Here is a 23,934-nt window from a genome sequence, read left to right as displayed (position 1 = left end):
TTCCCTAGGGCCGCGCGCTCAGCGGCCGGACAACTTCGTGAGACTAGGTTCAAAAAGCAGGTTGTGCATCAGAACCCGCAACCGCGGCGGGCTGACCGGCTTCACGAGCACCGGCAGACCCGCGGCGCGGATGCCTTCGAGCACGCGCGGCTCCGCGTCCGCGGTGACGATCATGGCGGGGGTGGCGGCGCCGATCGCCTGCCGCACGCCTTCGACCACATCGACGCCCGTCCGCGTCTTCAGGTTGTAGTCCGCCACGATCAGCTGGGGCGTGACGCCGCCCTCCACCAGGCGAATGGCTTCGCTTTCGTCGGCGGCCGCGTGCACGTCAATCCCCCAGCGGCGCAGCAGCTGCGTCATGGTTTCGCGCAGGATGTCGTCGTCCTCGACCAGGATCACCGGCGTGCCGACGAACTCGCCCGCGACCGCCTCGCTGATCTCGACCTCCCGGCCGGCCTCGCTGTGCCAGATGTTTCCGAGAGGGACGGTGACCGAGAAGATCGAGCCCTTGCCGAGCTCCGAACGCAGGCGGACCGGATGTTCCAGCAGTTCAGCCAGCCGCTTGACGATGTTGAGGCCGAGGCCGAGGCCGCTCTTCTGCATCCGCCGCTCTTCGGTCGCGCGGTAGAACTCGTCGAAGACCCGCTCGCGATCCTCGGGCCGGACGCCCCGGCCGGTGTCGACGACCTCGATGCGGAGGCTCTTGCCCTCGCGGCGGCATCCGACCACGACGCCCCCGACCTCGGTGAAGCGGATCGCGTTGGCGACGAAGTTGCTGAGGATCCGCTCCAGCAGCGCGCGGTCGGTCGCGATCGTGCCGCGCGGGGCGACGAACTTCAGCCGCAAGGCCTTTTCCTCCGCCTGATGGCGGAACTGGATGTCAAGGCGCTCGAACAGCTGCGACAGCTGGAACGAGGTGATCCGCGGCTGGATGCGGCCCGCGTCGAGTTGGCCGATCTGAAGCAGCGCGCCGAGCAGGTCCTCCATGATCGAGACCGCCACGCCCATGGCGTGCAGCATGTCGGAGCGGTGCTCCTCGATCGGCTCGCGGATGCAATTGTAGATCAGGATCTTGAGCGAGGCGAGCGGCTGGCGGAGGTCGTGGTTCGCCGCCCGCAGGAAGCGGGACTTAGCCTCGTCGGTGGCCTCCGCCGCCTCCTTGGCGAGTTGCAGCGCCGTTTCGTTGCGCTTGATCGCGGTCACGTCGGTGAAGGTCACCGTCATCCCGCCGAGGCGGGACGGCGCATGGGTCACCTGCATCACCGCGCCGGTCGCGAAGAGGTAGTCGCGCTGCTTTTCGACGCCGAAATCGGCGATTTCCTCGCGCTCCCACTCCTCCGGCTCGCACGGCAGGAAGCATTCGTGTGAGCGCGCCATGGCGGAGACGAAGGCGTCGTAGGTCATCCCGACCGACGCCGGGAGATCGCAGGTCTTGCGGAACCGGTCGTTGACGTAGAGCAGCCGGCGGTCGTCGCCCCAGACCAGGATGCCGTTGGGCGCGACGTCGAGGCCGGCCCAGATCGCCGCCAGCCGACCGTCCGGGTCCGCGGCGGCGTCGGTCTCAGCCACGTCCTGCGGTCGCCGCGGCGCCGAACCGGCTGATGGCGTAATGCACCGCGGCGGAACGATCGCGGATGTTCAGCTTCCGCATGGCGTTGCCGAGGTGGACGCGGACGGTCTGGCTGCTGAGCTCCAGTTCCTCGGCGATCCGTTTCACCGAATAGCCACGCCCCAGCAGGCTGAGAACGCCCCGCTCGCGCGCGGTGAGCGCGTCGAGATCGCGCGCTGGATCGATCGCGACGGCCGCGGCGGTCGTCGCCTCGGCCGAGGCCGGAGCCCGCACCGCCGGCGGCTGGGCGGACGCGGAGCGCTCGATGATCCTGCGCGGAAAGCTCACCTCGCCCGCGAGCACCCGTTCGAGAGCGCGTTCGATTTCCGGACCACCAGACGATTTGGGAATGTAGCCGATGACGCCCTGTTCGACCGACCGCAGGACATGGTCCACGTCCTCGTGGACCGACACGACCACGACGGGAACGTCCGGGAAACTCGCGCGCAGCCGCCTCAGTCCGTCGAAGGCGTCGAATCCGGGCATCACGAGGTCGACCAGCATCAGATCGATGTCGTCGTGCTCGACCAGCAAGGCGGCCGCTTCGTCGAACGTCTCGGCCTCGTAGGTTTCGAGCGCTTGATGCAGGCGCCGCATGACCTGCTTCAAGGACTGTCGAACCACCCAATGGTCGTCGGCGATGAGAACCTTCATGCCTTCACGCGATCGTTTCTCTCGGCGCTGCGTTTGCGTCTAGCGCTGACGCTGCTTCGATGCGCGCGCCGCCCGCCTATCGAAACCTTCTGTCACGATTGCCGCACCTTTCCAAGAGGACAGCAAAGCCGCTCCACCGCTGCTTTCGCCCAACCAACAGCACGCGGCTCCGCCTCACGGCACGGCGACGCTCGCGGAGAGCGACGGCGCCGCATCCGCGAAATTGAACGGACTCCGGCGTGCTCGGCAGTGCGTCGCCGGCCCGCGCTTTCAGCGAAGACGACAGCTTGACGGCTGGATCGACGCAGCATTAGCCTCGCAAATATCTAGATGATACCTCTAGCTCTAATCACGCGGGACCGCAGCTGGTTGTGGGGAAGCGATCGATGGGCCTCCTCTCCAGACCCCTGGGCTGATCGACATGCTCCCCAAGCCCGCCGCTGGAGATCTGAGAACCCTCCCGGAGCGCCGCCGCTACGGTCGAAAGCAGCGCGAGTTTTTACGGTCCCTCGTCACCGACGCCGTGATCGACGAGCACCGCCGCACGCCGCCGCCCGGTCAGCGCAGCGAAGCGCTCGAACGTCTGATGGTCTATTTCCAACGCGAGGCCGCGGCCGACGGCTACGCGGTGCTGGTCGTAAAGCCATTTGAGGCCTATCGACTCGTTGAGAATGCAAGGGGCTTGGGCCTTGGGCCCCGCCCTCTCGACGAGCGGCTCTACGCGTCGCCGGAGGAGGCCGAGCACGGCCTGTTTCTCCGCCGCGTCCAGGATCTCTTTGAAACGTGACGGCTGTCGGCGCGCACAGACGCGCCCTCGCCCGCAGCGCAAGTAGCCCGACAGTTCAGACGAACCGCCCCTGCCGGCCATCTCGCCGGAGCCCGCGGCCGAAACCGCTCAATTTTGCGACGCCGTGCACAGCATGAGAGCGGGCTTTGAGCATGAAAACGGCGCCGGGCTGCATCGCATGGAGAAATTTCGATGCCTCTAAAGAAAGACCTTGACGACCTCTGATGCCCGACCCTAGCATCTAGATGTAAAGTCTAGTTGCAAGTGCTTGCGCCTTGCCGGACCGCCTTTTCTTTCGCCTTTACGCCTTTCACCTGAGGGCCGCCCACATGCAGTTCACCCGCCGTAATTTACTGAAGACGACGGCAGCGGCCTCCGCCGCTCTTGCTGCGCCGCATCTTTGGTTGCCGACCGCCAGCGAGGCCTGGGGCGCGACCCTGAAGAAGGGGGAGCCGATCAAGGTCGGCCTGCTGTTCTCCCTCACCGGCTCGCTCGCGGTTCCGGAAGAAGATTCGACCCTCGTGATGCAGTACGCCATCGAGGAGATCAACAAGGCGGGCGGCGTGGCCGGCGTGCCGATCGAACCGGTCATCGTCGACGCCAAGTCGGACTTCGCGGTCTACTCCGAGAAGGCCAAGGAGCTCATCCTGCGCGAGAAGGTCATCGCGTTGTTCGGCTGCTACACCTCGGCGAGCCGCAAGGCGATCCTGCCGACTGTCATGCAGCGCGACCATCTGCTTTACTACCCGACCTGCTACGAGGGAGCGGAGTGCACGCAGAACACCATCTGCACCGGCCCGCTCGCCAACCAGCACTCGCAGGACCTGATCCCCTTCATGGTCCAGCAGTTCGGCAAGCGCGTGTTCTTCGTCGGCTCGAACTACGTGTGGCCGAAGGAATCGAACAAGAACGCCAAGGTGTGGCTGCAGAAGGCCGGCGGCGAGCTGCTCGGGGAAGAGTACATCCCGCTCGGTAGCTCCGAGTTCGGACCGGTTCTGAACAAGATCCGCGAAGCCAAGCCCGACTTCATCTTCTCGACCGTGGTTGGCGCGTCGGACATCGCGTTCCACAAGCAGTTCAAGCAGGAAGGCTTTAAGGCCGATAAGATGCCGATCGCCTCGCTCACCACCGGTGAGATCGAGACGCGCGCCATGGGCGCCGAGTTCGGCGCCGGCCACTTCCTGTCGGCCCCGTACTTCCAGACCCTCGACAACCCTACCAACAACAAGTTCGTCGAGAGCTTCCTGAAGTCGAAGTACGGCAAGAACGGCACGACCCACTACAACATGGAGGAGACCTACACCTCCGCCTACGTGTTCAAGGCCGGCTTTGAGAAGGCCGCGGCCGCGGTGGGCTTCGAGAACGTCACGCCGCGCGCGATCCGTGATCATTCAGGCGGCGTCCGCGTCGAGGACAACGTCTCGCCGGAAGGCCTGATCTGGATCGACGAGAACAACTTCAACTGCTGGCTGAAGCCGAAGATCGGCCAGTGCCAGGCGGACGGCACCTTCAAGATCGTCAAGGCCGCCGACAACCACGTCGCGCCCGACCCGTACTCGATCTACCCCGACGCCGGCGTCTGCACCAAGGACGGCCTCAAGTCGCCCGACGGCAAGATCCGCAAGAGCGTCATCTGACCTGACGTCTCCGCCCTGCGGCGCCCAAGCGCCGCGGGGCACGTTTATTGCAACGCAACATCAGCGCCGCGCTCGCCGACGGCGCGAGTGCGCTGGGATTGGCCCCACGCGGCCGAACGGATAAGGCGTCATGGATCTTGGATCGCTTCTGAACGCGCTCATTCTGGGCGTCAGCATCGCCAGCATCTGGCTGATCGCGGCGCTCGGACTCACGATCATTTACGGCACGGCCGGGGTGATCAACATGGCGCACGGCGAGTTCATCATGCTCGGCGCCTACAGCTCCTACATGCTGCAGTTCTATCTCGGGGTGCCGTACCTGCTGTGCCTGCCGGCCTCCTTCGTGATCGTCGCGCTGGTGGGCCTCGCGCTGGAACGCGGGCTGATCCGCTATCTCTACAATCGCCCGCTCGACACTCTGCTCGCCACCTACGGCGTGTCGCTCGTGCTGATGCAAGGCGTCCGCCTGATCTTCGGCAGCGATCCGAAGTATCTCGCGGTGCCTGAGATCTTCCAGAGCAACGTGATGCTCGGCTCCGCGTCGATCTCGACCTTCCGCATCGTCGTGCTCGGCGTGACCGCGCTGCTGGTCTTCGCGCTCTGGCTGCTGTTCTACAAGACGCGGTTCGGCGTGCAGGTCCGCGCAGTGATGCAGAACAAGGAGATGGCCGCCTCCTTCGGCATCAACTCCGGCCGCATCTACATGATGACCTTCGCGCTCGGCGCAGGCCTCGCGGGCGTGGCGGGCGCGCTGTTCGGCGTGCTCGCCATCGTGTTGCCGACCATGGGGGCGAGCTACGTGGTGCAGGCGTTCCTCATGGTCGTGGTCGGCGGCGGCTCACTGGCCGGAAGCGTGGTGGCGAGCGGCGTCACAGGCGAGATGCAGTCCGTGTTCGCCTTCTTCACCAACGACACCTTCGCCCGCTTCATCATCTTCGTGCTGATCGTGGTGTTCCTGCGGTTCCGGCCGCAAGGCCTCTTCGCCCAGGCCGGCGCGCGCCGATGAGCGCGCACTCCATCAGCAACGTCACCGCGGGATCGCTCTGAGACCATGGGAAATCTCTACCACAACAAGACGGCGCAGTGGCTGGTCTACGCCGCTTTCTTCGCGGGCTTGGCCGTCATCCCGATGACCGTCGACGACAGCTTCCTGCTGAACCAGCTCGCCACCTACGGCGTCTACGGGATGCTGGCGCTGTCGATCAGCCTCTGCTGGGGCTTCGGCGGCATCCTGAACCTCGGCCAGGGCATCGCCTTCGGACTGGGCGCGTACGGCATGGCGATGACCATGCAGATGCAGACCCAGGACGAGTCCAATCCGATCCCGCCGTTCATGCTGAACAACAGCCTGGACCACCTGCCGATGCTCTGGCAGCCGTTCCAGAACACCTATATCGGCATGATCCTCGCGGTCGCGGCGCCCACGCTGTTCTGCGCGGTCTTCGGCGGCATCATGTTCCGGGCGCGCGTCTCCGGCCCGTTCTTCGCGATCATGACGCTCGCGATGCTCTCCGCCTTCTACACCATCATCATCGACCGCCAGCCTTACACCGGCGGCGTTAACGGCCTGACGCCGCCCTCCTCGCTGCAGTTCGCGGGCTTCGAGGTCGATCCCTACAGCCCCACCGCTTATTGGGTGGTGTTCAGCTTCCTGCTCGGCGCCACCGTGCTCGCCAAGCTGATCACGCAGAGCTCGTTCGGGCTCGTGACGCAGGCGATCCGTGACGACAGCGAGCGCGTGCGCTTCCTTGGCTACAGCGTCGCGGGCTACGAGACGGTGATCTACACCGTCTCCGGACTGATCGCGGCCGTCGCCGGCTGCTGCTGGGTGATGCTCGTGCAATACGTCTCGCCGGCCCAGCTCGACGTCGGCTTCAGCCTCTCCATGGTGATCTGGGCGGCGATCGGCGGGCGCTACTCGCTGCTGGGGTCCATCATCGGCGCCTTCATCATCCAGGGCGCCCAGAGCTACCTCGGCGACGCCTTCCTCGCCACCTGGCTCCTGATCCTCGGCGGCTTCTTCATCGTCGTCGTGCGGTTCCTGCCGAACGGGCTCGCGAGCCTGGTCGAATCCGGCCTCGGTCTGTTCGCGACCAAGCGCGGACCGGCCTCGGCCGAGCCGAACGGCGACGCCAAACCCATTCCCGCGGAGTAAGGGCGGCGATGCCAGGCCTTCTGGAAATCCACAATCTGTCGAAGAGCTTCGACACCACCAAGGTCATCAACGACTTCAGCATGGAGGTCACCGAGGGGACGCTCTGTTGCCTGGTGGGTCCCAACGGCGCGGGCAAGACCACGACGATGGACCTCATCACCGGCCGCATCAAACCCACCTCGGGAAAGATCGTGTTCGCGAACGAAGACATCACGGCGAAGCACGAGCACATCATCGCCCGCTCCGGCATCGGCCGGAAGTTCCAGGTGCCGGCGGTGCTGCGCGACATGACCGTGCGTCAGAACCTCGAGGTCGCCTACAGCCGGCAGACCAATCCGTTCTGGAACCTGTTCAAGTTCCGCGTCGCGGGCCTCAAGCAGAAGCTCGACGAGATCGCGACCCTCGCGGGCCTTACCGGCCGTCTGAACGACCGGGCCGGCATCCTGTCGCACGGCGAGACCCAGTGGCTGGAGATCGGCATGGTGCTGATGCAGGAGCCGCGGCTGCTGCTGATGGACGAGCCGATCGCCGGCATGACCGAGGGCGAGATCGAGAAGACCGTCCGCATCTTCAGGGATCTGCGCAAGACCGCCACGCTCGTCGTGGTCGAGCACGACATGGGCTTCGTGCGCGAGATCGCCGACGAGGTCGTGGTGATGCACATGGGATCGCTGCTCGCCCAGGGCACGATCCAGCAGATCGAGGGGAACGCGCGCGTGCGCGAGGTCTACCTCGGCGAGCAGGAGGCGGCATGACCACGCTGCTCAACTTCGAGAACGTCACGTCCTACTACGGCGCCACTCGCATCCTGAAGGACATGTCCTTCGAGCTGGAGAAGGGGCAGTGCCTCTGCGTGCTGGGCCGCAACGGCGTCGGCAAGACGACGCTGATGCGCACCATCATGGGGCTGACTGACCGCTCAACCGGAGCGATCCGCATCAACGGCGCGGAGCTCTCGGGCAAGCCGACCAACGTGCGCGCCACCTATGGGCTTGGCTACGTGCCCCAGGGCCGCGGCATTCTCTCGGACTTCACGGTGCGGGAGAACATCCTGCTCGGCACCTTCGCCCGCGCGGACAAGGCCCCCGAGATTCCCGAGCTGTGCCTCAGGATCTTCCCCTACCTGAAAGAAAACCTGGACCGGCGCGCCGGCCTGCTGTCGGGCGGGCAGAAGCAGCAGCTCGCGATCGCGCGCGCCCTCGCCGTGGGTCCGCAGATCCTGCTGCTCGACGAGCCGACGGAGGGCATCCAGCCCAACATCGTCAACGAGATCGGCGAGATCCTGAAGATGCTCAACAAGGAGCTGGGCATCAGCCTGATCCTGACCGAGCAGCACATCAAGGTCGCCCGCAAGCTCGGCGACGCCTTCCTGATGGTCGACAACGGGCGCATCGTCGCCCGGGGGCCGATTGCGGAGATGACCGACGAGCTGGTCAACCGCCATATGACCATCTAGACTTCAGCGCGAATAAACATCTAGACGTATCGTCCAATTTGATTGCGCCCAAGCTGGAATTGGTTTAGTTTCGGCAAGTCATCACCGGCGGGACAACGACATTCTTCCTGCCGATCTAGTGTCCTTCCGCAACGTTTATTGCGGCGGGCTCAGCTTCTTCATGACTACGCCTTGGGAGGACTGCCATGATTCCGATCCCGAAGAAGGGTACGCCTGAACGCGAAGCTCTGATCAAGGAGCACAAGGAATGCGTCGACTCCATGAAGGGCGTCGCGGGCTTCTCGGTGCTGAAGTGTGAGACCCCCGGCGACACCACCGTGGTCACCGGCGGCGTTCATGAGGATCCGGTCCTGAAGCGCGTGCTGCTGCGCATGCGGGGCGAATCGACGAAGGGCAAGCTGATCGTGATCTGCACGAAGGTCGACGCCGAATGGCGCATCGGCCGTCTGTCCGGCATCCGCGGCGTGCCGCCGGAGTTTGTAAACGACAAAGTCTACACCGACGAGCAGGAAATTCAGCACGACATCTTTCTGATGCGCCTGGACGAGCTGCCCGAGACCGCCGGCATGCCGGAACATTTCAACGAAGGCTGGAAGCGCAGGGACGACAACTGGCCGGTCACCTGACCGCCCGATCTTTCCCGCGCTGAACCTCTCAAACGCTTCAGGCTCGCCTCACGCATGAGCGCCTCCCGCGCGGCCCCACCAGGACCGCGAACGGCGGCGATTTGCCTGACGTCGGCCGCCATACCCTCGGAGACGACATTCATGTGCGCCATGCGGCTGACAGGTTACGCCGACAAGTTCGGCGTCCACCCCGGCGACAAGATTAAGTTCTACGTCAACTGCGACGGGCCAGCGGAATACGCCGCCGAGGTCGTCCAGATGATCAACGGCGACACCAATCCGCGCGGCCCGGGCTTCATCGAGAGGCCGATCGCGGCCGACGTCAACAAGACCTACGCCGGCCGCAAGCAGATCATCCACGGCGGCTCCTATGGTTTCGTCCCCGACGCCAAGGTGTTCCAGGTCGAAAGCTTCACGCTGCAGTGCTGGATCTGGCCGACGACGCCGAAGACTCATCCGCGTTACTGGAAGCACGGGGCCCAGGGGCTCGTGACCAAGTGGTCCAAGGATAAGGGCTACGGCCTTTTCATCAACGAGGACGGCTTCGTCGAGCTGCGCATCAACGAGCACAAGATCACGACCGGCGCGCCGATCCGCGACCACGCCTGGCACTTCGTCGCCGCGACCTTCGACGCCGCGAACGGCGACGTGACGCTCTACCATGAGCCGCAGGTGGTCTACGCCCTCGATCCCGTCATCGAGCCGGTGAAAGCGACGGTCGCGGCCAAGATTGAGCACTCGCCCATCCCGGTCGCCATCGCGGCCTATGTCGACACGCTCTCGGACGACCCGCTCGCGCAGTCTTCGCTTCCGGCCGGCGTCGTCTTTGCGGGCAAGTACAACGGCAAGATCGACAGCCCGCGCATCTGCAAGAAGGCGCTGAGCCGGTTCGAGATCGAGCAGATGAAGGGCGGCGCCCAGCCCGGCCTCACCGAGCGCCGCAACTCCGGCCCGACCGGCGCGCTCTCGGAGGTCATCGTCGCCGCCTGGGACTTCTGGGACGGCATCAACACCATCGTCGCGAAGGACAACGGCCCCTACCGGTTCGACGCCCGCCTGGTGAACTGCCCGACGCGCGCGCTCACCGGCTACAACTGGGCCGGCCAGAACTTCGACTGGAAACACGCCCCGAAGGAGTACGGCGCGATTCACTTCCACGACGACGACGTCGACGACGCCCGCTGGAGCGCCGACATCGAGTGGACGGTCCCGACCGAGATCAAGAGCCGGTTCTACGCGCTGAAGCTCACCACGACCGAAGGCGACGAGGACTACATCCCGTTCTGGATCGTGCCGAAGATCGGCGAAGAACAGTCCAAGATCGCGGTGATGGTGCCAACCATCAGCTACATGGCCTACGCCAACGAACACGTGGCCTGCAACGCCGGCGGCGCGGAGCTGTTCATCTACCGCGTGCCGATCATGCAGCACCAGAACATGTTCCTGGCGGAGCACCGCGAGTACGGCGGCTCGATCTACGACACCCATACCGACGGCTCGGGCATCTGCCTGTCGTCGCGGCTGCGCCCGATCCTGTCGATCCGCCCGAAGTACGACCACTTCCTCGCCCAGGCGCCTTGGCAGTATCCGGCAGACCTCCACCTGATCTACTGGCTGGAGACGATGGGTTACGAGTACGACGTCATCACCGACGAAGACGTCACCTACGACGGGATCTCCCGCCTCGAGAACTACAACGTCATCATCACCGGCTCGCATCCTGAGCATAACTCCGGCACGCAGCTCGACGCCCTGCACAACTACACGCAGCGCGGCGGACGCCTGATGTATATGGGCGCGGACGCTTGGTACTGGGTGCACTCGTTCCACCCGGCCTACGACGGCCTCGGCCGCGGCGTCGTCACCGAGATGCGCCGCTGCGAGAGCGGCATCCGCACCTGGCGCGCCGATCCGGGCGAGTACTACCACCAGGGCACCGGCGAACTGGGCGGCATGTGGCGCTACCGCGGCCGTTATCTGCACTCGGTGGCCGGCGTCGGCATGTCGTCGGAAGGCTTCGACATCTCGAGCTACTTCAGCCGCACCTCCGAAAGCCTCGACGCCCGCGTCTCCTGGGCGTTCGAGGGCATCGACTACGACGAGAAGCTCGGCAATTTCGGTCTCGTGGGCGGCGGCGCCGCCGGCCTCGAGCTCGACATCGTCGACACCATGCTGGGCTCGCCTCCGCACACGCTCGCGGTCGCGACCTCGGCCGGCCGCCACACCGAGGCCTACCTCCTCGTCATGGAGGACTTCGGCTTCAACCAGCAGGGCCTCGACGGCACCACGCATCCCCGCGTGCGCGGCGACATCGCCTACCACGAGACCCCGAACGGCGGCGCGGCCTTCTCGTTCTCCTCCATCGCGTTCTGCGGCTCGCTCCCCTGGAACGAGTGCAAGAACAACATCTCGACTCTGGTCGGCAACGTGCTGAACCGCTTCATGGCGGACGGCCCCCTGCCGCCCCCGCCGGCCGACGCGATCAAGCACCGCGGCCGCGCCGACTACGAGTCCCCCGCTCTGGCGTCGCGCGCCTAGGCGCGCGGGGTCAGCCGCCGGCGCCCGCACTCTTCCCCTGCGGGCGCCGGCACTTCCATCGATCGATGAGGGATCGGACCATGTCGCACAGACCCGACCTCGGCTATCACGACGAGGGGCGCGACCTGGCGTCCTCCGCCTTCTACGCGGAGGCCCTCGGCGACGCGCCCCGCGTGCTCCCGCCGGCGGCGTTCCGGTCGCTGCCCTTCACACTGCTCGAAGACGAGGCGGTCTGGACGCGGGACTGGATCTGCGTCGGCGCGCATGAGGCGATCCCCCACGTCGGCGACCTGCTGCCCTTCACGATCGGGACCCATGGCGTCCACGTGCAGCGCACGGAGGGCGGCCTCGCCGCGCGCTTCAACAAGGCTCAGCATGGCGGTTGCCGCATGGTTCCGCTGCAATGCCAGACCGGCGCCAAGACCAAGTGCTCCTTCACCTCCTGCGGCTACAGCCGCGACCGGCCCGCGATCCCCGCGCGCGACCTCGGCGAGGGCGCGCCGGAGATGCACCAGTATCTCGGCTTACGTCCGGAGCGGCTGCTGACCGCGCACGTCCGCAGCTGGGGGCCGCTGATCTTCGTCAACCTGGACGTCGCGCCCGCTTCGCCCGAAGCCAGCCTCACCACGCTGAACCAACTCGGCGACTTCTTCGGCAACCACAAGAGCGTCCGGTCCGAGGAGGCCTGGCTCGAGCATCCCGCCAACTGGAAGCTCGCCGGCCAGCATCTCGCCGGCGGGGAGCCGCTGTTTGACGACGGCGACCGCTGGCTCCTCGGCGTGACCACCCTGGCCGATGGCCGCGAAGCGCGGGCGGCCTGGCTGTTCCCGAACCTCGTGCTGTTCGCCACCGCTGACGAAACCTGCGTCGTCGTCCTCCAGCCGACCGCGATCGGACAGACGCTGTGCCGGGTCTCGGTCTATGGCGAGGGCTCGGCGACGAGCGCAGGCTTCTGGCGCGCCGAGATCGACCGCCGCGCCGGCGAGGCCGCTGAGGAGCATCTCGCGTTGTCGCGCTGGGGCACGCAGTTCCGGCCCGAGACCATCGGAGGACCGCTCCCCCGCCAGTCCGAACCTCACGGCGTCTGGATGCAGCGCGCGCTCGCGGAGCGCGTGGCGCGGGCGCCGCGGGACGACCTTCCCCAGCCCTTGTTCCAGAACCCGAGAGGCTGACCCGATGCTTTCCCTTCAGATCCCGGTCGACGACGCCACGGTGATCGGCGCCGCAGTGTCGGCCTACAAGCGCGGCGACTTCAAGGACGCCTTCGCGCAATTCTCGAGCCTCGCCGAGGCCGGCGACGCGGAGGCCAAGACGTGGCTGGGCGCAATATACGCCCATGGCGAGGGCGTGCCCGCCTCGCTGACGAAAGCCTTCGCCCTCTACCTCGAAGGCGCCGAGGCGGGCAATCCGCTGGCGCAGACCAACGTCGGCGCCATGCTGGCGATGGGACAGGGCGTCGCGACCGACGTCCCCGCCGGCGCCGCCTGGCTGCGGCGCGCCGCCGAACAGGGCGACGTGTTCGCGCAGTACAATCTCGCGACCCTCTGCTCGAAGGGAGAGGGCGTCGGGCTCGATCCCGCCGAGGCGGCGCGCTGGTATCGTGCGGCGGCTGAGGCCGGCCATTATCCGTCGCAGGCGCGTCTTGGCTTCCTGTACGCCAACGGTATCGGCGTCGAGAAGAACCGGGCGCAGGCCTATGTCTGGCTTTCGCTTGCGGCCCAGCACGGGGTCGGCTCCGCCCTCAACGCCCTGGAGGCGATCGCCAGCCAGATGTCCGCCGACGAGAAGCGCGAGGGCGCCGCCGGCGTCGAGCGCTGGCGCTCGCGCACGGCCGAGACCTCCCGGCACGCCCGCCTCAACCCGATGCCAGGCTGACGGCGATGGTGTTCAGCCCCCAGCAGGTCAAGTTCGAATTCCTCAGCTACATCAAGGAATTCGGCGGAAATCCAAGCGAGTGGCGCGTTGGCTGCGCGGAGGACGCGACGGCGGCGCTGTTCGACGAGAACGCAGTGGACCAGGAGCGCGACATCTGGCTCTGGAAGCCGACGCTATCGGCCGCGGCCGCGCGCATCGTGTTCCGGTATCTGACGGAACAGCTGCACGTCCCGACCGCCCCAAGCACGACCGCCGGCTCAAGCGTCTTTCTGTTCAAGCGCAGCGAGCTGCCGCTTGTTTGATCATTTCATCTAGCCGAACTGCCTTTTGCTGCGGCGCCCTCGCATAGTTTTAATCTGATCATCATCAGCAACGTGCGGCGTCTCGTCGCGCAATCCTATGCCTTTCTAATCCTTTAATCTGCGAAACCAAGTGCTGCATTCGCGCAACACTTGCTTATCTTATTCGCCACCGCAGCATTTCGGCCCTAGCGATGACATCTAGATGAAGCTTAGATGGCTCATCAGAATTGTCTGACGGGGACCTTCGGGAATGTCTTACGCTTTGAAACTCGCCTGCGCCGCGCTCGTCGGCGCCGCGGCTCTGCCGCTGAGCGACGCCGCCATGGCCGCGGATCTCGCCGCTCCCGAAGCCTTTGTCGTCGAGACGATGTCTCCGATCGACGTCTCGTTCGGCGTGAAGTTCGCCACCGAGTACAACCTCCGCAGCGTCAGCCAGAGCAAGGGCGATCCGGCTGTGCAGGGCTATGTCGAAGTCTCGGCGTTCGATTGGGTCTACGCCGGCTTCTGGGCGTCGAACGTCAATTTCGGCGGCGCTGACCCCACGGCGGAGCTCGACTACTACGGCGGCGTGCGTCACACCTTCGACGCCCTGACCCTCGACGCCGGCTTCCTCTACATCGACTACGTCGGCCAGATCAACGGCACGCGCTCCCTCGACTTCTGGAAGATCTACGGCATCGCGAAGTACGCCCTGACCGCCGACTTCTCGGTCGGCGCCAACGTCTACTGGACGAGCGATTTCGTGAACATCGGCAACGACAGCACCCACAGCTCGCTGTTCGCCAAGTACTCGATCCCGTCGTCGCTGATGCCGATCCCGGACGTCGGCGCCTACGTCTCGGCCGAAGTCGGCAAGTTCTGGATCAAGTCGCCGATCATTCCGGACTACACCTTCTGGAACGCCGGCATCGGCTTCACCTACAAGGCGATGACGCTAGACCTGCGCTACACCGACAGCAACCTGTCGCGTCGCGAGTGCGCCACCTTCATCGGTCAGTTCAACTCGTGCGGCGACCGCTACATGGCGAGCCTGTCGTTCGACACGTCCTTCAGCAAGCTGAAGTAACCGACCCTGCTCCGGCTTTGAGCCGCGGCGTCGCGCCCCTGACCAGGCGCGACGCCTTTTCCTGTTTGAACGGCGCCCGCGTCACGAGGCGTCGTGTTCTCCGGCGGAGATAACGGTGCCGATCTTCAAAGCAGCCGCGGTCCAGTTCGAACCCACGATGTTCGAGAAGGAGCGCAACATCGCGCGTTTGCTCACGCTCGCGCGCGAAGCGGCGGACAACGGCGCGAAGCTGATCGTGACGCCCGAGATGGGGACGACCGGATACTGCTGGTTCGATAGGGACGAGGTCGCCTCCCAGGTCGAAACCATCCCCGGGCCGACGACCGATCGCTTCGCCGCGCTCGCCAAGGAGACCGGGACCTACATCGTCATCGGGATGCCCGAGGTGGACCCGGCGACCAACCTCTACTTCAACTCGGCGGCGCTGATCGGTCCCGAGGGCCTGGTCGGCAAGCACCGCAAGAGCCACCCTTACATCTCCGAGCCGAAATGGGCGGCGCCGGGCGATCTCGGCCATCAGGTGTTCGAGACGCCGATCGGGCGCATCACGCTGCTCATCTGCATGGACATCCACTTCGTAGAGACGGCGCGGCTCGTCGCCCTCGACGGCGCCGACGTCATCTGCCACGTCTCGAACTGGCTTTCGGAGCGCACGCCGGCGCCGTACTGGATCAGCCGCGCGTTTGAGAACTCCTGCTACCTCATCGAGAGCAACCGCTGGGGCCTCGAGCGGACGGTGCAGTTCTCCGGCGGGAGCTGCGTGATCGAGCCAGACGGGGCGATCGCGGCGGTGATCGACGGCGGCGACGGCGTGATCTACGCGGACATCGACACCGACCGGGCCCGCGCGCGAACCGTGCTGGGCGAGCCGACCTTCGCCCAGCGCCGCCCGGAGCTCTACGCCGAGCTCGCAACCGGTCAGTCCGGCTGGAACCCCCTCGACTTCCACGGCCTCTACGGCCACCAGCCGCTTCCCACGGGTCGCGTCTCCAAGGTCGCGGCGGCGCAATTCAGGCCCACCTGCGACGTCGACGCCAATCTCGCCCGGATCGCGGAGCTCGCGGCGGACGCGGCCGCGCGGGGCGCCAGCCTGGTGGTGTTTCCCGAGCTGTCGCTCACCGGCCTCGACAACCCGGGGAGCCGAGCGGAGCCGCTCTCCGGGGTCGCCGTGACGCGGCTCTACGCGATCGCGGCCAAGCTCGGCGTCCACATCGTGGCGGGCCTCGCGGAGGCCGAGGGCGACGCCGTCTACAACGCGGCGGCGCTGGTCGGGCCCGAGGGGGTCGCCGGCGGCTACCGCAAGACGCATCTCAGCGACCATGACCGGCCCTGGGCCACGGCGGGCGATCGCTGGCGCGTGTTCGACCTGCCGTTGGGGCGCGTCGGGCTTTTGATCGGTCACGACGCTCTGTTCCCGGAAGCCGGTCGGGTGCTCGCGCTGAAAGGCTGCGACCTGATCGCCTGCCCCGCCGCCCAGGGCGGCGTGTTCTCCTACGGGCACGCCGGCACGACGGTGCGGCAGAGCTATCCCATCCCGACCGGCGCGGACCCCATGCATTGGCACCATTTCCGGGCGCGCGCGGGCGAAAACAACGTGGTCTTCGCCTTCGCCAACGTGGTCGACCCGGAGCGCGGCTACGCCGGCAAGAGCGGCGTGTTCGGACCAGAGACCTTCACCTTCCCCCGCACCGAATCCGTCGTGTTCGAGGGCGAAGGCGTCGCGGTCTCGACGCTCGACACCACGAACCTCGCGACCCCCTACCCCACCAACGCGATCCGCCGGAAAGACCTCGTGACGATGCGCCAGCCGCATCACTACGTTCCGCTGGCGGCCGCCCGGGATAACGTCCGCGGTTGAGGCGCTGTCCCCGACCCTCTGTGGGGCGGCGCGTCAGATGTAGGACGAGGCGAGTTCCGGCGGCTCGGCCAAGGCGTGGCCGATGAACTCCAGCGCGCGGCGGATTTCGTCCCGGGTCGACGGGCCGCCGATGCACACGCGCACCGCCTCGCTCGGAGGCCCGCCGGCAGCGAAGGCGTCGCTCGCGACCACGCCGATGCCGGTGTCGCGCAGGTGGCCGACGAAGGACGAGCGGTTCCAGGGCGCGGGCAGCGGGATCCAGAGATTGAAGCTCAGCGGGTCCGCCGCGAAGGAGCCCGCCGGCAGGATCTCGGTCGCGAGCTTTTGGCGCGCCGCGGTCTCGGCCCGGATGAACCGCAGGATGGCGTCGGCGGTGCCGTCCTCGATCCAGGCGGTGGCGAGCGCGACGGTGAGGGGCGAGGCCATGACGTTCGCGGCCCGGAGCGCCGCCACGAAGGGCCAGGAGGCTTTCGCGCTGGGCGCCACCACATAGGCCGCCCGCAAGCCCGCCCCGATGCATTTGGCGAGGCCGGCGACGTGCCAGGTGAGGTCCGGCGCGATCGCCGCGAAGGGAGAGATCTTGCGTATCGGGATGAAGCCGTAGGCGTCGTCCTCGACGATCGGCAGCTCATGGAGCCTCGCGACGTCGGCGAGGGCCGCGCGTCGCTCCTCCGAGACCGTCAGCGTCGTCGGGTTCTGGAGCGTAGGGTTGAGATAGAGCGCCTTGGGCTCCAGCCGCTCGCAGGCGTCGTCGAGGGCCGCCGGCGTCACGCCGTCCGCGTCCATCGCCAGGCCGACGAGCCGGATCCCGAGCTGCGCAGCGATTGCCCGTACGCCGGGATAGGTCACGGCCTCGCACAGCACCACGTCGCCGGGCTTGGCGAGGATTCCGAGAATGCCGAGCAGGGCGGCGTGCGCGCCAGGGGTCACGAACAGCCGGTCCTGCGACGGCACGAGCGCGCGGCGGCCGAGCCAGGCCGAGGCTGCGTCCTTGTCCGCCGGGGATCCCCCGAAACCCTGGTAGCGCAGCCGGCCCACGAGATCCCGGCCGACCTGCGCGAGCCCGCCCCGCATCAACTCGATCAGTTCAGGCTCGGTCGGCTCGGGCGGCAGGTTCATGGTGAGATCGGCGGAGAGCCGCGCGGAGGCGCGCAGCGCCGCGGTCTTGGGTGCGCCCAGCACGAAGGTGCCCTGCCCCACGCGGCTGTCGATCAAGCCGCGCTTGCGGGCCTCCGCATAGCCGCGCGCGACGGTGGTGAAATCCATCTCGAGACGCTTCGCGAGCGTCCGCTGGGGCGGCAGGCGATCGCCCGCCGCCAGCCGGCCGGACTTCACGTCGGCCGCGATCATGTCTGCGATCGCGAGATAGCGGGGCTTGTCGCTGAGCGTCAGGTCGGGGGTCCAAGGCATCGGCCGTCGCAATTCTCAGAGGAGCGTCGCCTGCAATATTGACTGGATTGAAGCATGCGTCCAGCACCCGATCAATGCATTCAATTTTCTGCTCAGCAGATGCGCACATGGCGCCCTCATCATGCGCAATCCCAAGAAGATGAATTCAACTTATGAAGCACAAAGCCCGGCATTGACGGGATTATTGAATGCATATTGCGCCATTCAATGACTGCAATCCTAAAACAGCGATTGGCATGGGGATTGCTCATCTCTTCGCGACCTGCGGCCGGCGCCGCGGAGGCCACACGAGGAGAGAGCGATGCCCGCAGTGACGAAGCCCGCCAATCAGAAGGGCGACTTCCTGGTCGATTACGAAACCAAGGTGTTCGAGGACGTGAAGGCCGCGCCGGGCGAAAAGGCGCTCGTTACGTTTCACACCGTCGCCTTCGAAGGCTCGATCGGCCTCGTGAACCTGTTGCAAGCCTCGCGCCTGATCGCGAAGGGCTTCGAGACCTCCGTCCTGCTCTATGGCCCCGGCGTCACGCTCGGCGTGCAGCGCGGCTTCCCGAAGCTCGGCGACGAGGCCTTCCCGGGCCATCTCAACTTCAACAACCGGATCGAGAAGATCCTCGCCGACGGCGGCAAGGTCTACGCCTGCCGGTTCGCGCTCCAGGCGCTCTACGGCCACGGCGAAGGCGCCCTGATCCCCGGCGTCACGCCGATCAGCCCGCTCGACGTGCTCGACATCGTCCTCCTGCACCGCAAGGAGAACGCCTTCATCCTCGACACCTGGACGCTGTGAGCGCGGACGTCATCCCGGCCGAAGCGCAGCGGAGAGCCGGGATCGTCGTCCAAACAAAGCGCCAGGACGCCTCATCCTGATGACGATCCCGGATCGGCCTTCGGCCGTCCGGGGATGACGAGGAGACGGAAGATGGAAAAACGCATCGTCCGCGCCGCGGCTGTCCAGATCGCGCCCGACATCGAGAACGGCGCAGGCACGCTCGACCGCGTGCTGAACGCGCTGGACGACGCGGCCGGCAAGGGCGCGGAGCTCGTGGTGTTTCCCGAGACCTTCCTGCCCTGGTACCCCTATTTCTCCTTCGTGCATCCGCCGGTTACGACCGGCGGGGAGCACCTGAGGCTCTACGAGCACGCCGTCGTCGTGCCGGGGCCCGTCACTGACGCGGTGTCGGCGGCGGCGCGGCGGCGCGGCCTCGTGGTCGTGCTCGGCGTGAACGAGCGCGACCACGGCTCGCTCTACAACGCCCAGCTGATCTTCGACGCCGACGGGACGCTCAAGCTCAAGCGCCGCAAGATCACGCCGACCTACCACGAGCGGATGATCTGGGGCCAAGGCGACGGCTCGGGCCTGCGCGCCGTCGACACCAATGTCGGCCGCGTCGGCGCGCTGGCCTGCTGGGAGCATTACAACCCGCTCGCCCGCTACGCCCTCATGGCGGACCATGAGGAGATCCACGCCGCCCAATTCCCCGGCTCCATGGTCGGGCCGATCTTCGCCGACCAGATGGAGGTGACGATCCGGCACCACGCGCTGGAAAGCGGCTGCTTCGTCGTCAACGCGACGGGCTGGCTGACGGACGAACAGCGCGCCGGAATCTCGCCCGACGAAAAGCTTCGCAAGGCCCTCACCGGCGGATGCATGACGGCGATCGTCTCGCCCGAGGGCGCGCATCTCGTCCCGCCGCTCACCGAGGGCGAGGGCATCCTGATCGCCGATCTCGACATGGCGCTGGTGACCAAGCGCAAGCGGATGATGGACTCGATCGGCCATTACGCCCGGCCCGAGCTCCTCAGCCTCGTCCTCGACGACCGTCCGCAGGCGCCGCTGCGCCGGTCCGCCACCCATTCTTCCTGGAGCGCATTCGATGACGCCGATGCCGACCAAGCCGAAGCCGACGCTGCGGACCGAGGAGCTGATCAACGAGTTGCAGTCCTTCGGGGTCCGGCTCGTCGATCCTAGCGCGGGGGCCGCCAGCCGCCGCGGCGGCGCCGGACCCTCCGACCACAAGGCGATCACCATCGACGGCATGACGGTGATGGCGCCGGTGCACACCGCGCCGGCGTTCGACAGCCCCTATCTGGTCGAGAAGCCCGACGCCTTCGGCCGCAGCCGCATCACCCGAGACGGCGCGGTCGTGGCGGAGGCCTCGTTCCCGCTCGGCCCGAAGTTCTACGAGCTGACGACGGCCGACGGCGTGCCCTACCGGCATATCGCCACGCTGCACGGCCGTGACGTTCTGGCGACCACGGTGCTGCAGACCTGCATCCGCTACCAGAGCCGCACCAAGACCTGCCAGTTCTGCGCCATCGGGCAGTCGCTCGCCGCCGGCCGCACCGTCGCGCACAAGACGCCCGCCCAACTCGGCGAGGTGGCCGAGGCCGCCGTCCGGCTCGACGGCGTGCGGCACATGGTGATGACCACGGGCACGCCGAAGGGCGCGGACCGGGGCGCCGCCGTCCTGGCGGAAAGCTGCATCGGCGTGAAGGCGCGGGTGGACCTGCCGATCCAGGTCCAGTGCGAGCCGCCGGACGACGACGCCTGGTTCGAGCGCCTGCAGACCGCGGGCGCCGACGCGCTCGGCATGCATCTGGAGGCGGTGTCGGAGCCGGTGCGCCAGCGCATCATGCCGGGCAAGGCGACGGTCACCGTCGAGCGCTACTTCGAGGCCTTCGGCGCGGCGGTCCCGGTGTTCGGCCGCGGACAGGTCTCGACCTACATCCTCGCCGGCCTCGGCGACACGCCGGCCGAGATTCTCGCGGTCTGCGAGCGGCTGACGGCGCTCGGCGTCTATCCCTTCGTGGTGCCGTTCACGCCGATCTCCGGCACCCCGCTCGAGAGCCATCCGACGCCGCCGCCGGCCTTCATGGCCTCGATCCTCGGCCCCCTCGCCCGCATGCTGATCGCAAGCGGCCTGCGCTCCGTCGACGTCAAGGCGGGCTGCGCGAAGTGCGGCGCGTGCTCGTCGCTTGCGGCCTACGAACGCGGAGAGAGCGCATGTTCTTCGAAGCGGTGACGCCCTTCGTCCCGGCCGGCTACCAGATCAAGTGGGCGGTCGGCGACTGGGAGCGGCGCGGCGCCGCCGCCCTGCGCCGGAAGGTGTTCTGCGAGGAGCAGAAGATCTTCGCGGGCGACGACCGCGACGCGATCGACGAGGTCGCGATCCCATTGGTCGCGGCGTCGTCGCTCGCCGTCGCCTACGACGCCGTTGTCGGCACCGTCCGCATCCACGAGGAGAGGCCCGGCGTGTGGTGGGGCTCGCGGCTTGCGGTGGACGCCGGCCACCGGCGCGTCGGCGCTCTGGGCGCGGCGCTGATCCGGCTCGCGGTGTCCTCCGCCCACGCGCGCGGCTGCACGCGGTTCTTCGCCCACGTGCAGGAGCAGAACGGGCCTCTGTTCGAGCGGCTGCGCTGGCGCGCGCTGGAGACCGTCGAACTTCATGGCCGCCCGCATCTCAGGATGGAGGCCGACCTCGCCTTCTATCCGCCATTCGCGACGCCGGAGGCCGGCTTCCTGACGCTCGTCCGGAGAGCGGCATGAGCCTCGCCCTCTCAGGCACGGTCGACCTCGATGCGCTGGCGGCGGCCCTGAGGTCCGGCCGCGGGATGGAGGCCAAGGCGGACATCGCGGCCGCAGTCGCGCGCCTCGGCGTTTCGGGCGCGTCGGTGGTGGCGGTCGGAGACGACTGCGCGGCGATCCCCGAGGGCGACGGCTATCTCCTGTTCGCGATCGAGGGCTTCATGAACGCCTTCGTGGAGAGGGATCCCTGGTTCGCCGGCTGGTGCGGCGTGATGGTGAACCTGTCCGACATCGCCGCCATGGGCGGGCGGCCGATCGCGGTGGTCGACGCCGTCTGGGCGAACGGCGAGGCCGGAGCGGCGCCGGTGCTGGAGGGCCTGCGCGACGCGTCGGCCCGGTTCGGCACGCCGATCGTCGGCGGCCACAGCAATCTCGCCTGCGACCGCGGCCAGCTTTCGGTCGCCGTGCTCGGCCGCGCCCGGCGCCTGCTCACGAGCTTCGACGCCGCGCCTGGCGACCGCCTGATCGCCGCCGTCGACCTGCGCGGGCGCTACCGCGAGCCCTTCGACAACTGGGAGGCCGCGACCGACGCGCCGGCGGACCGGCTGCGAGGCGACCTGGAGCTGCTGCCGGAGATCGCCGAAGCGGGCCTCAGCTGCGCGGCCAAGGACATCAGCCAGGCCGGCGTGGTCGGCACCGCCGCCATGCTCGCGGAATGCTCTGGAGTCGGCGTGCGGATCGAGCTCGACGCCGTGCCCCGGCCGGACGGCGTTCCGCTCGATCGCTGGCTCCGGAGCTTTCCGAGCTTCGGCTACCTGATCGCCGCGCCGTCGAACCACGTCGACGCGATCCTCGGCCGGTTTCATGCGCGCGGGATCGCCGCGGCCGACATCGGCGGGATCACACGGGGCGGCCGCGTCGAGATCGCATCCCGCGGAGGCGTCGCGACCGTCTGGGACCTCGCCGCGCGCCCGCTCATCGGCTGCGCCCCGGGACCGGCGTCATGACGGCGCCTCTCCGCATCGCCCTGCTCTGTCATTCGGTCAATCCGCGCGGCGGCGTGGTCCACGCGATGGAGCTTGCGGGCGCCCTGCACGACCTCGGGCACGCCCCCGTCGTCCACGCCCCCGATCCCGCGGCCCGCGGGTTCTTCCGCGAGGCGCCGTTCCAGACCGTCTGCGTCGAGGCCGCCCCGGTCGAGGGCGACACCCACGACATGGTGATGACGCGGGTCGATGAGTATCGCCGGCATTTCGCGAAACCGGAGAACCGTCGCTTCGACGTGTTCCACGCCCAGGACGGCATTTCCGGCAACGCGCTCGCGACGCTCAAGGACGACGGCCTCGTCCGCGGTTTCGCGCGGACGGTGCACCACCTCGACGACTTTGCGGACGCCCGGGTCGCCGCGCTGCAGACGCGCTCCGTGACGACCTCAGACGCTCAAATCGTCGTCAGCGAGCTCTGGCGCGGCGTGCTGCGCGCCCGCTACGGGCTGGAGGCGACGCTCGCCGGCAACGGCGTCGACGCCCGGCGGTTCCGCCCCGATCCGGACGGCCGCGAGGCGACGCTGCGCGTTCGCCTGGGGTTGGGCTCCGGTCCCATCATCCTCTCGGTCGGCGGCGTCGAGGAGCGCAAGAACGCGCGGCGGCTGCTGGAGGCCTTCCGGCAGGTGCGCCGGCTCCACGAGCGCGCGCAACTGGTGATCGCCGGCGGCGCCTCGGTGCTGGACCACGGCGATTACCGCGCGGCCTTCGAGCGGGACGCCGCTGCGAGCGGACTTCCGCCGAGCGCGTTGATCCGCACGGGTCCGCTGCCCGACGCCGACATGCCCGCGCTCTACCGCGTCGCGGACGTGCTCGCCTTTCCTTCGGTGCGGGAAGGCTTCGGCCTCGTGGCGCTTGAGGCGATGGCGAGCGGGACGCCCGTCGCCGCCTCCCGCATCGCGCCCTTCACGGAGTACCTCGGCGACGGAGACGTCGCCTGGTGCGACCCGCTTAACCCGGGATCGATCGCGAACGCGCTGATGCTGACGCTGGCGGAACCCGTCCGCTCCCAGTTCGCGGAGCGCGGCCGGGCGGCGGCGCTGGGCCGCGACTGGCTCTCCGTCGCCCGCACTCATCTCGACGTCTACAGCCGTCTGACGGAGTCCGCCCATGCCTGAAATGCGCTTCACCATCCGCTGGCCCGACGGCGCGGAAGAGAGCTGCTACTCGCCCTCGCTCGTCATCTCCGAGCACATGACAGCGGGCGAGAGCTATCCCGTTTCCGACTTCGCCGAGCGCTGCCGCACCGCGCTGAACATCGCGAGCGAACGGGTGCGCGCGAAGTATGGCTTCGCCTGCTCCAGCGCGCTCGACCAACTCGGGCGGATCGAGCGAGCCTCCGCGCGGTTCGCGCCGGACGCGCCCGTCACCGTCGTCTCCTTCGAAACCTGATCC

General features: G+C 67.5%; 23 protein-coding genes. 20 read left to right on the top strand and 3 right to left on the bottom strand.

Annotated elements, in window-relative coordinates; translation table 11 throughout:
* Window positions 1-18 precede the first annotated feature (18 nt).
* Together METY_RS18665 and METY_RS18660 are read right to left on the bottom strand one after the other, a co-directional pair.
* Complete coding sequence (locus METY_RS18665; RefSeq protein WP_103122892.1) at window positions 19-1,569, bottom strand: hybrid sensor histidine kinase/response regulator; 1,551 nt, start codon at window positions 1,567-1,569, stop codon at window positions 19-21.
* The gene (locus METY_RS18660) at window positions 1,562-2,263 is read right to left on the bottom strand and encodes a response regulator (protein WP_103122891.1); all 702 of its coding nucleotides are present in this window, start codon (window positions 2,261-2,263) and stop codon (window positions 1,562-1,564) included. Before METY_RS18660 ends, METY_RS18665 begins: the two co-directional genes overlap by 8 nt.
* A 421-nt stretch (window positions 2,264-2,684) precedes the next feature.
* Here METY_RS18660 and METY_RS18655 point away from each other — a divergent pair, with 421 nt between their 5' ends.
* The 13 genes from METY_RS18655 (at window position 2,685) to METY_RS18595 (ending at window position 16,563) form a co-directional block, all read left to right on the top strand.
* On the top strand, window positions 2,685-3,050 hold the full coding sequence (locus METY_RS18655) for a hypothetical protein (RefSeq protein ID WP_146035762.1): 366 nt from the start codon (window positions 2,685-2,687) through the stop codon (window positions 3,048-3,050).
* Window positions 3,051-3,379: 329 nt separating this feature from the next.
* Entirely contained in the window at window positions 3,380-4,687 is a 1,308-nt protein-coding gene (locus tag METY_RS18650) for a transporter substrate-binding domain-containing protein (protein WP_103122889.1), read from the top strand.
* 130 nt (window positions 4,688-4,817) lie between these two features.
* Window positions 4,818-5,693 carry an urea ABC transporter permease subunit UrtB gene (gene urtB / locus METY_RS18645; RefSeq protein WP_103122888.1) on the top strand — a complete coding sequence of 292 codons (876 nt, stop codon included), beginning with the start codon at window positions 4,818-4,820 and terminating at the stop codon, window positions 5,691-5,693.
* Window positions 5,694-5,738: 45 nt separating this feature from the next.
* The gene (urtC, locus tag METY_RS18640; protein ID WP_103122887.1) at window positions 5,739-6,842 is read left to right on the top strand and encodes an urea ABC transporter permease subunit UrtC; all 1,104 of its coding nucleotides are present in this window, start codon (window positions 5,739-5,741) and stop codon (window positions 6,840-6,842) included.
* Window positions 6,843-6,850: 8 nt separating this feature from the next.
* Entirely contained in the window at window positions 6,851-7,597 is a 747-nt protein-coding gene (locus METY_RS18635) for an ABC transporter ATP-binding protein (protein WP_103122886.1), read from the top strand.
* The gene (urtE, locus tag METY_RS18630; RefSeq protein ID WP_103122885.1) at window positions 7,594-8,298 is read left to right on the top strand and encodes an urea ABC transporter ATP-binding subunit UrtE; all 705 of its coding nucleotides are present in this window, start codon (window positions 7,594-7,596) and stop codon (window positions 8,296-8,298) included. The genes METY_RS18635 and urtE overlap by 4 nt, the downstream gene beginning before the upstream one ends.
* 185 nt (window positions 8,299-8,483) lie before the next feature.
* Window positions 8,484-8,924, top strand: coding sequence for a N,N-dimethylformamidase, small subunit (locus METY_RS18625; RefSeq protein ID WP_103122884.1), 441 nt, complete (start codon window positions 8,484-8,486; stop codon window positions 8,922-8,924).
* 150 nt (window positions 8,925-9,074) lie between these two features.
* Window positions 9,075-11,462, top strand: coding sequence for a LamG domain-containing protein (locus METY_RS18620; protein ID WP_244593733.1), 2,388 nt, complete (start codon window positions 9,075-9,077; stop codon window positions 11,460-11,462).
* Window positions 11,463-11,542: 80 nt separating this feature from the next.
* The gene (locus tag METY_RS18615) at window positions 11,543-12,634 is read left to right on the top strand and encodes a ring-hydroxylating oxygenase subunit alpha (protein WP_103122882.1); all 1,092 of its coding nucleotides are present in this window, start codon (window positions 11,543-11,545) and stop codon (window positions 12,632-12,634) included.
* A 4-nt stretch (window positions 12,635-12,638) separates the two neighbouring features.
* Window positions 12,639-13,337 carry a tetratricopeptide repeat protein gene (locus METY_RS18610; RefSeq protein ID WP_103122881.1) on the top strand — a complete coding sequence of 233 codons (699 nt, stop codon included), beginning with the start codon at window positions 12,639-12,641 and terminating at the stop codon, window positions 13,335-13,337.
* 5 nt (window positions 13,338-13,342) lie between these two features.
* Window positions 13,343-13,639: a hypothetical protein gene (locus METY_RS18605; protein WP_103122880.1), complete on the top strand. Its 297-nt coding sequence runs from the start codon at window positions 13,343-13,345 to the stop codon at window positions 13,637-13,639.
* A gap of 250 nt (window positions 13,640-13,889) precedes the next feature.
* A complete protein-coding gene (locus tag METY_RS18600) occupies window positions 13,890-14,705 on the top strand; it encodes a TorF family putative porin (protein WP_244593732.1) in 816 nt (271 codons plus the stop codon).
* A 115-nt stretch (window positions 14,706-14,820) separates the two neighbouring features.
* Complete coding sequence (locus tag METY_RS18595) at window positions 14,821-16,563, top strand: nitrilase-related carbon-nitrogen hydrolase (protein ID WP_103122879.1); 1,743 nt, start codon at window positions 14,821-14,823, stop codon at window positions 16,561-16,563.
* Between the two features lie 33 nt (window positions 16,564-16,596).
* On the opposite strand, the gene METY_RS18590 is transcribed toward METY_RS18595, so the two are convergent.
* Window positions 16,597-17,973 carry an aminotransferase-like domain-containing protein gene (locus METY_RS18590; protein WP_103122878.1) on the bottom strand — a complete coding sequence of 459 codons (1,377 nt, stop codon included), beginning with the start codon at window positions 17,971-17,973 and terminating at the stop codon, window positions 16,597-16,599.
* Window positions 17,974-18,274: 301 nt separating this feature from the next.
* On the opposite strand from METY_RS18590, the gene METY_RS18585 reads away from it, so the two are divergent.
* The 7 genes from METY_RS18585 (at window position 18,275) to METY_RS18555 (ending at window position 23,931) form a co-directional block, all read left to right on the top strand.
* Entirely contained in the window at window positions 18,275-18,757 is a 483-nt protein-coding gene (locus METY_RS18585; protein WP_103122877.1) for an MSMEG_0572/Sll0783 family nitrogen starvation response protein, read from the top strand.
* A 132-nt stretch (window positions 18,758-18,889) separates the two neighbouring features.
* Window positions 18,890-19,939 (top strand): Nit6803 family nitrilase, encoded by a 1,050-nt coding sequence (locus METY_RS18580; protein WP_103122876.1) that lies wholly within the window; start codon window positions 18,890-18,892, stop codon window positions 19,937-19,939.
* Window positions 19,845-20,993 carry an MSMEG_0568 family radical SAM protein gene (locus METY_RS18575; RefSeq protein ID WP_200819736.1) on the top strand — a complete coding sequence of 383 codons (1,149 nt, stop codon included), beginning with the start codon at window positions 19,845-19,847 and terminating at the stop codon, window positions 20,991-20,993. The genes METY_RS18580 and METY_RS18575 overlap by 95 nt, the downstream gene beginning before the upstream one ends.
* Window positions 20,975-21,517, top strand: a complete 543-nt coding sequence (locus tag METY_RS18570; protein ID WP_103122875.1) for an MSMEG_0567/Sll0786 family nitrogen starvation N-acetyltransferase — start codon at window positions 20,975-20,977, stop codon at window positions 21,515-21,517. Before METY_RS18575 ends, METY_RS18570 begins: the two co-directional genes overlap by 19 nt.
* On the top strand, window positions 21,514-22,503 hold the full coding sequence (locus METY_RS18565; protein ID WP_103122874.1) for a sll0787 family AIR synthase-like protein: 990 nt from the start codon (window positions 21,514-21,516) through the stop codon (window positions 22,501-22,503). Before METY_RS18570 ends, METY_RS18565 begins: the two co-directional genes overlap by 4 nt.
* Window positions 22,500-23,657, top strand: coding sequence for an MSMEG_0565 family glycosyltransferase (locus METY_RS18560; protein WP_103122873.1), 1,158 nt, complete (start codon window positions 22,500-22,502; stop codon window positions 23,655-23,657). The genes METY_RS18565 and METY_RS18560 overlap by 4 nt, the downstream gene beginning before the upstream one ends.
* On the top strand, window positions 23,650-23,931 hold the full coding sequence (locus tag METY_RS18555; protein ID WP_103122872.1) for an MSMEG_0570 family nitrogen starvation response protein: 282 nt from the start codon (window positions 23,650-23,652) through the stop codon (window positions 23,929-23,931). The genes METY_RS18560 and METY_RS18555 overlap by 8 nt, the downstream gene beginning before the upstream one ends.
* Window positions 23,932-23,934 lie beyond the last annotated feature (3 nt).

Origin of the sequence: Methylopila sp. Yamaguchi (genome assembly GCF_002897035.1) — a bacterium.
Classification (GTDB): Bacteria; Pseudomonadota; Alphaproteobacteria; order Rhizobiales; family Methylopilaceae; genus Methylopila.
The sequence above is the reverse complement of the archived record's forward strand: the minus strand, read 5'-3'. Positions and strand labels throughout refer to the sequence as shown.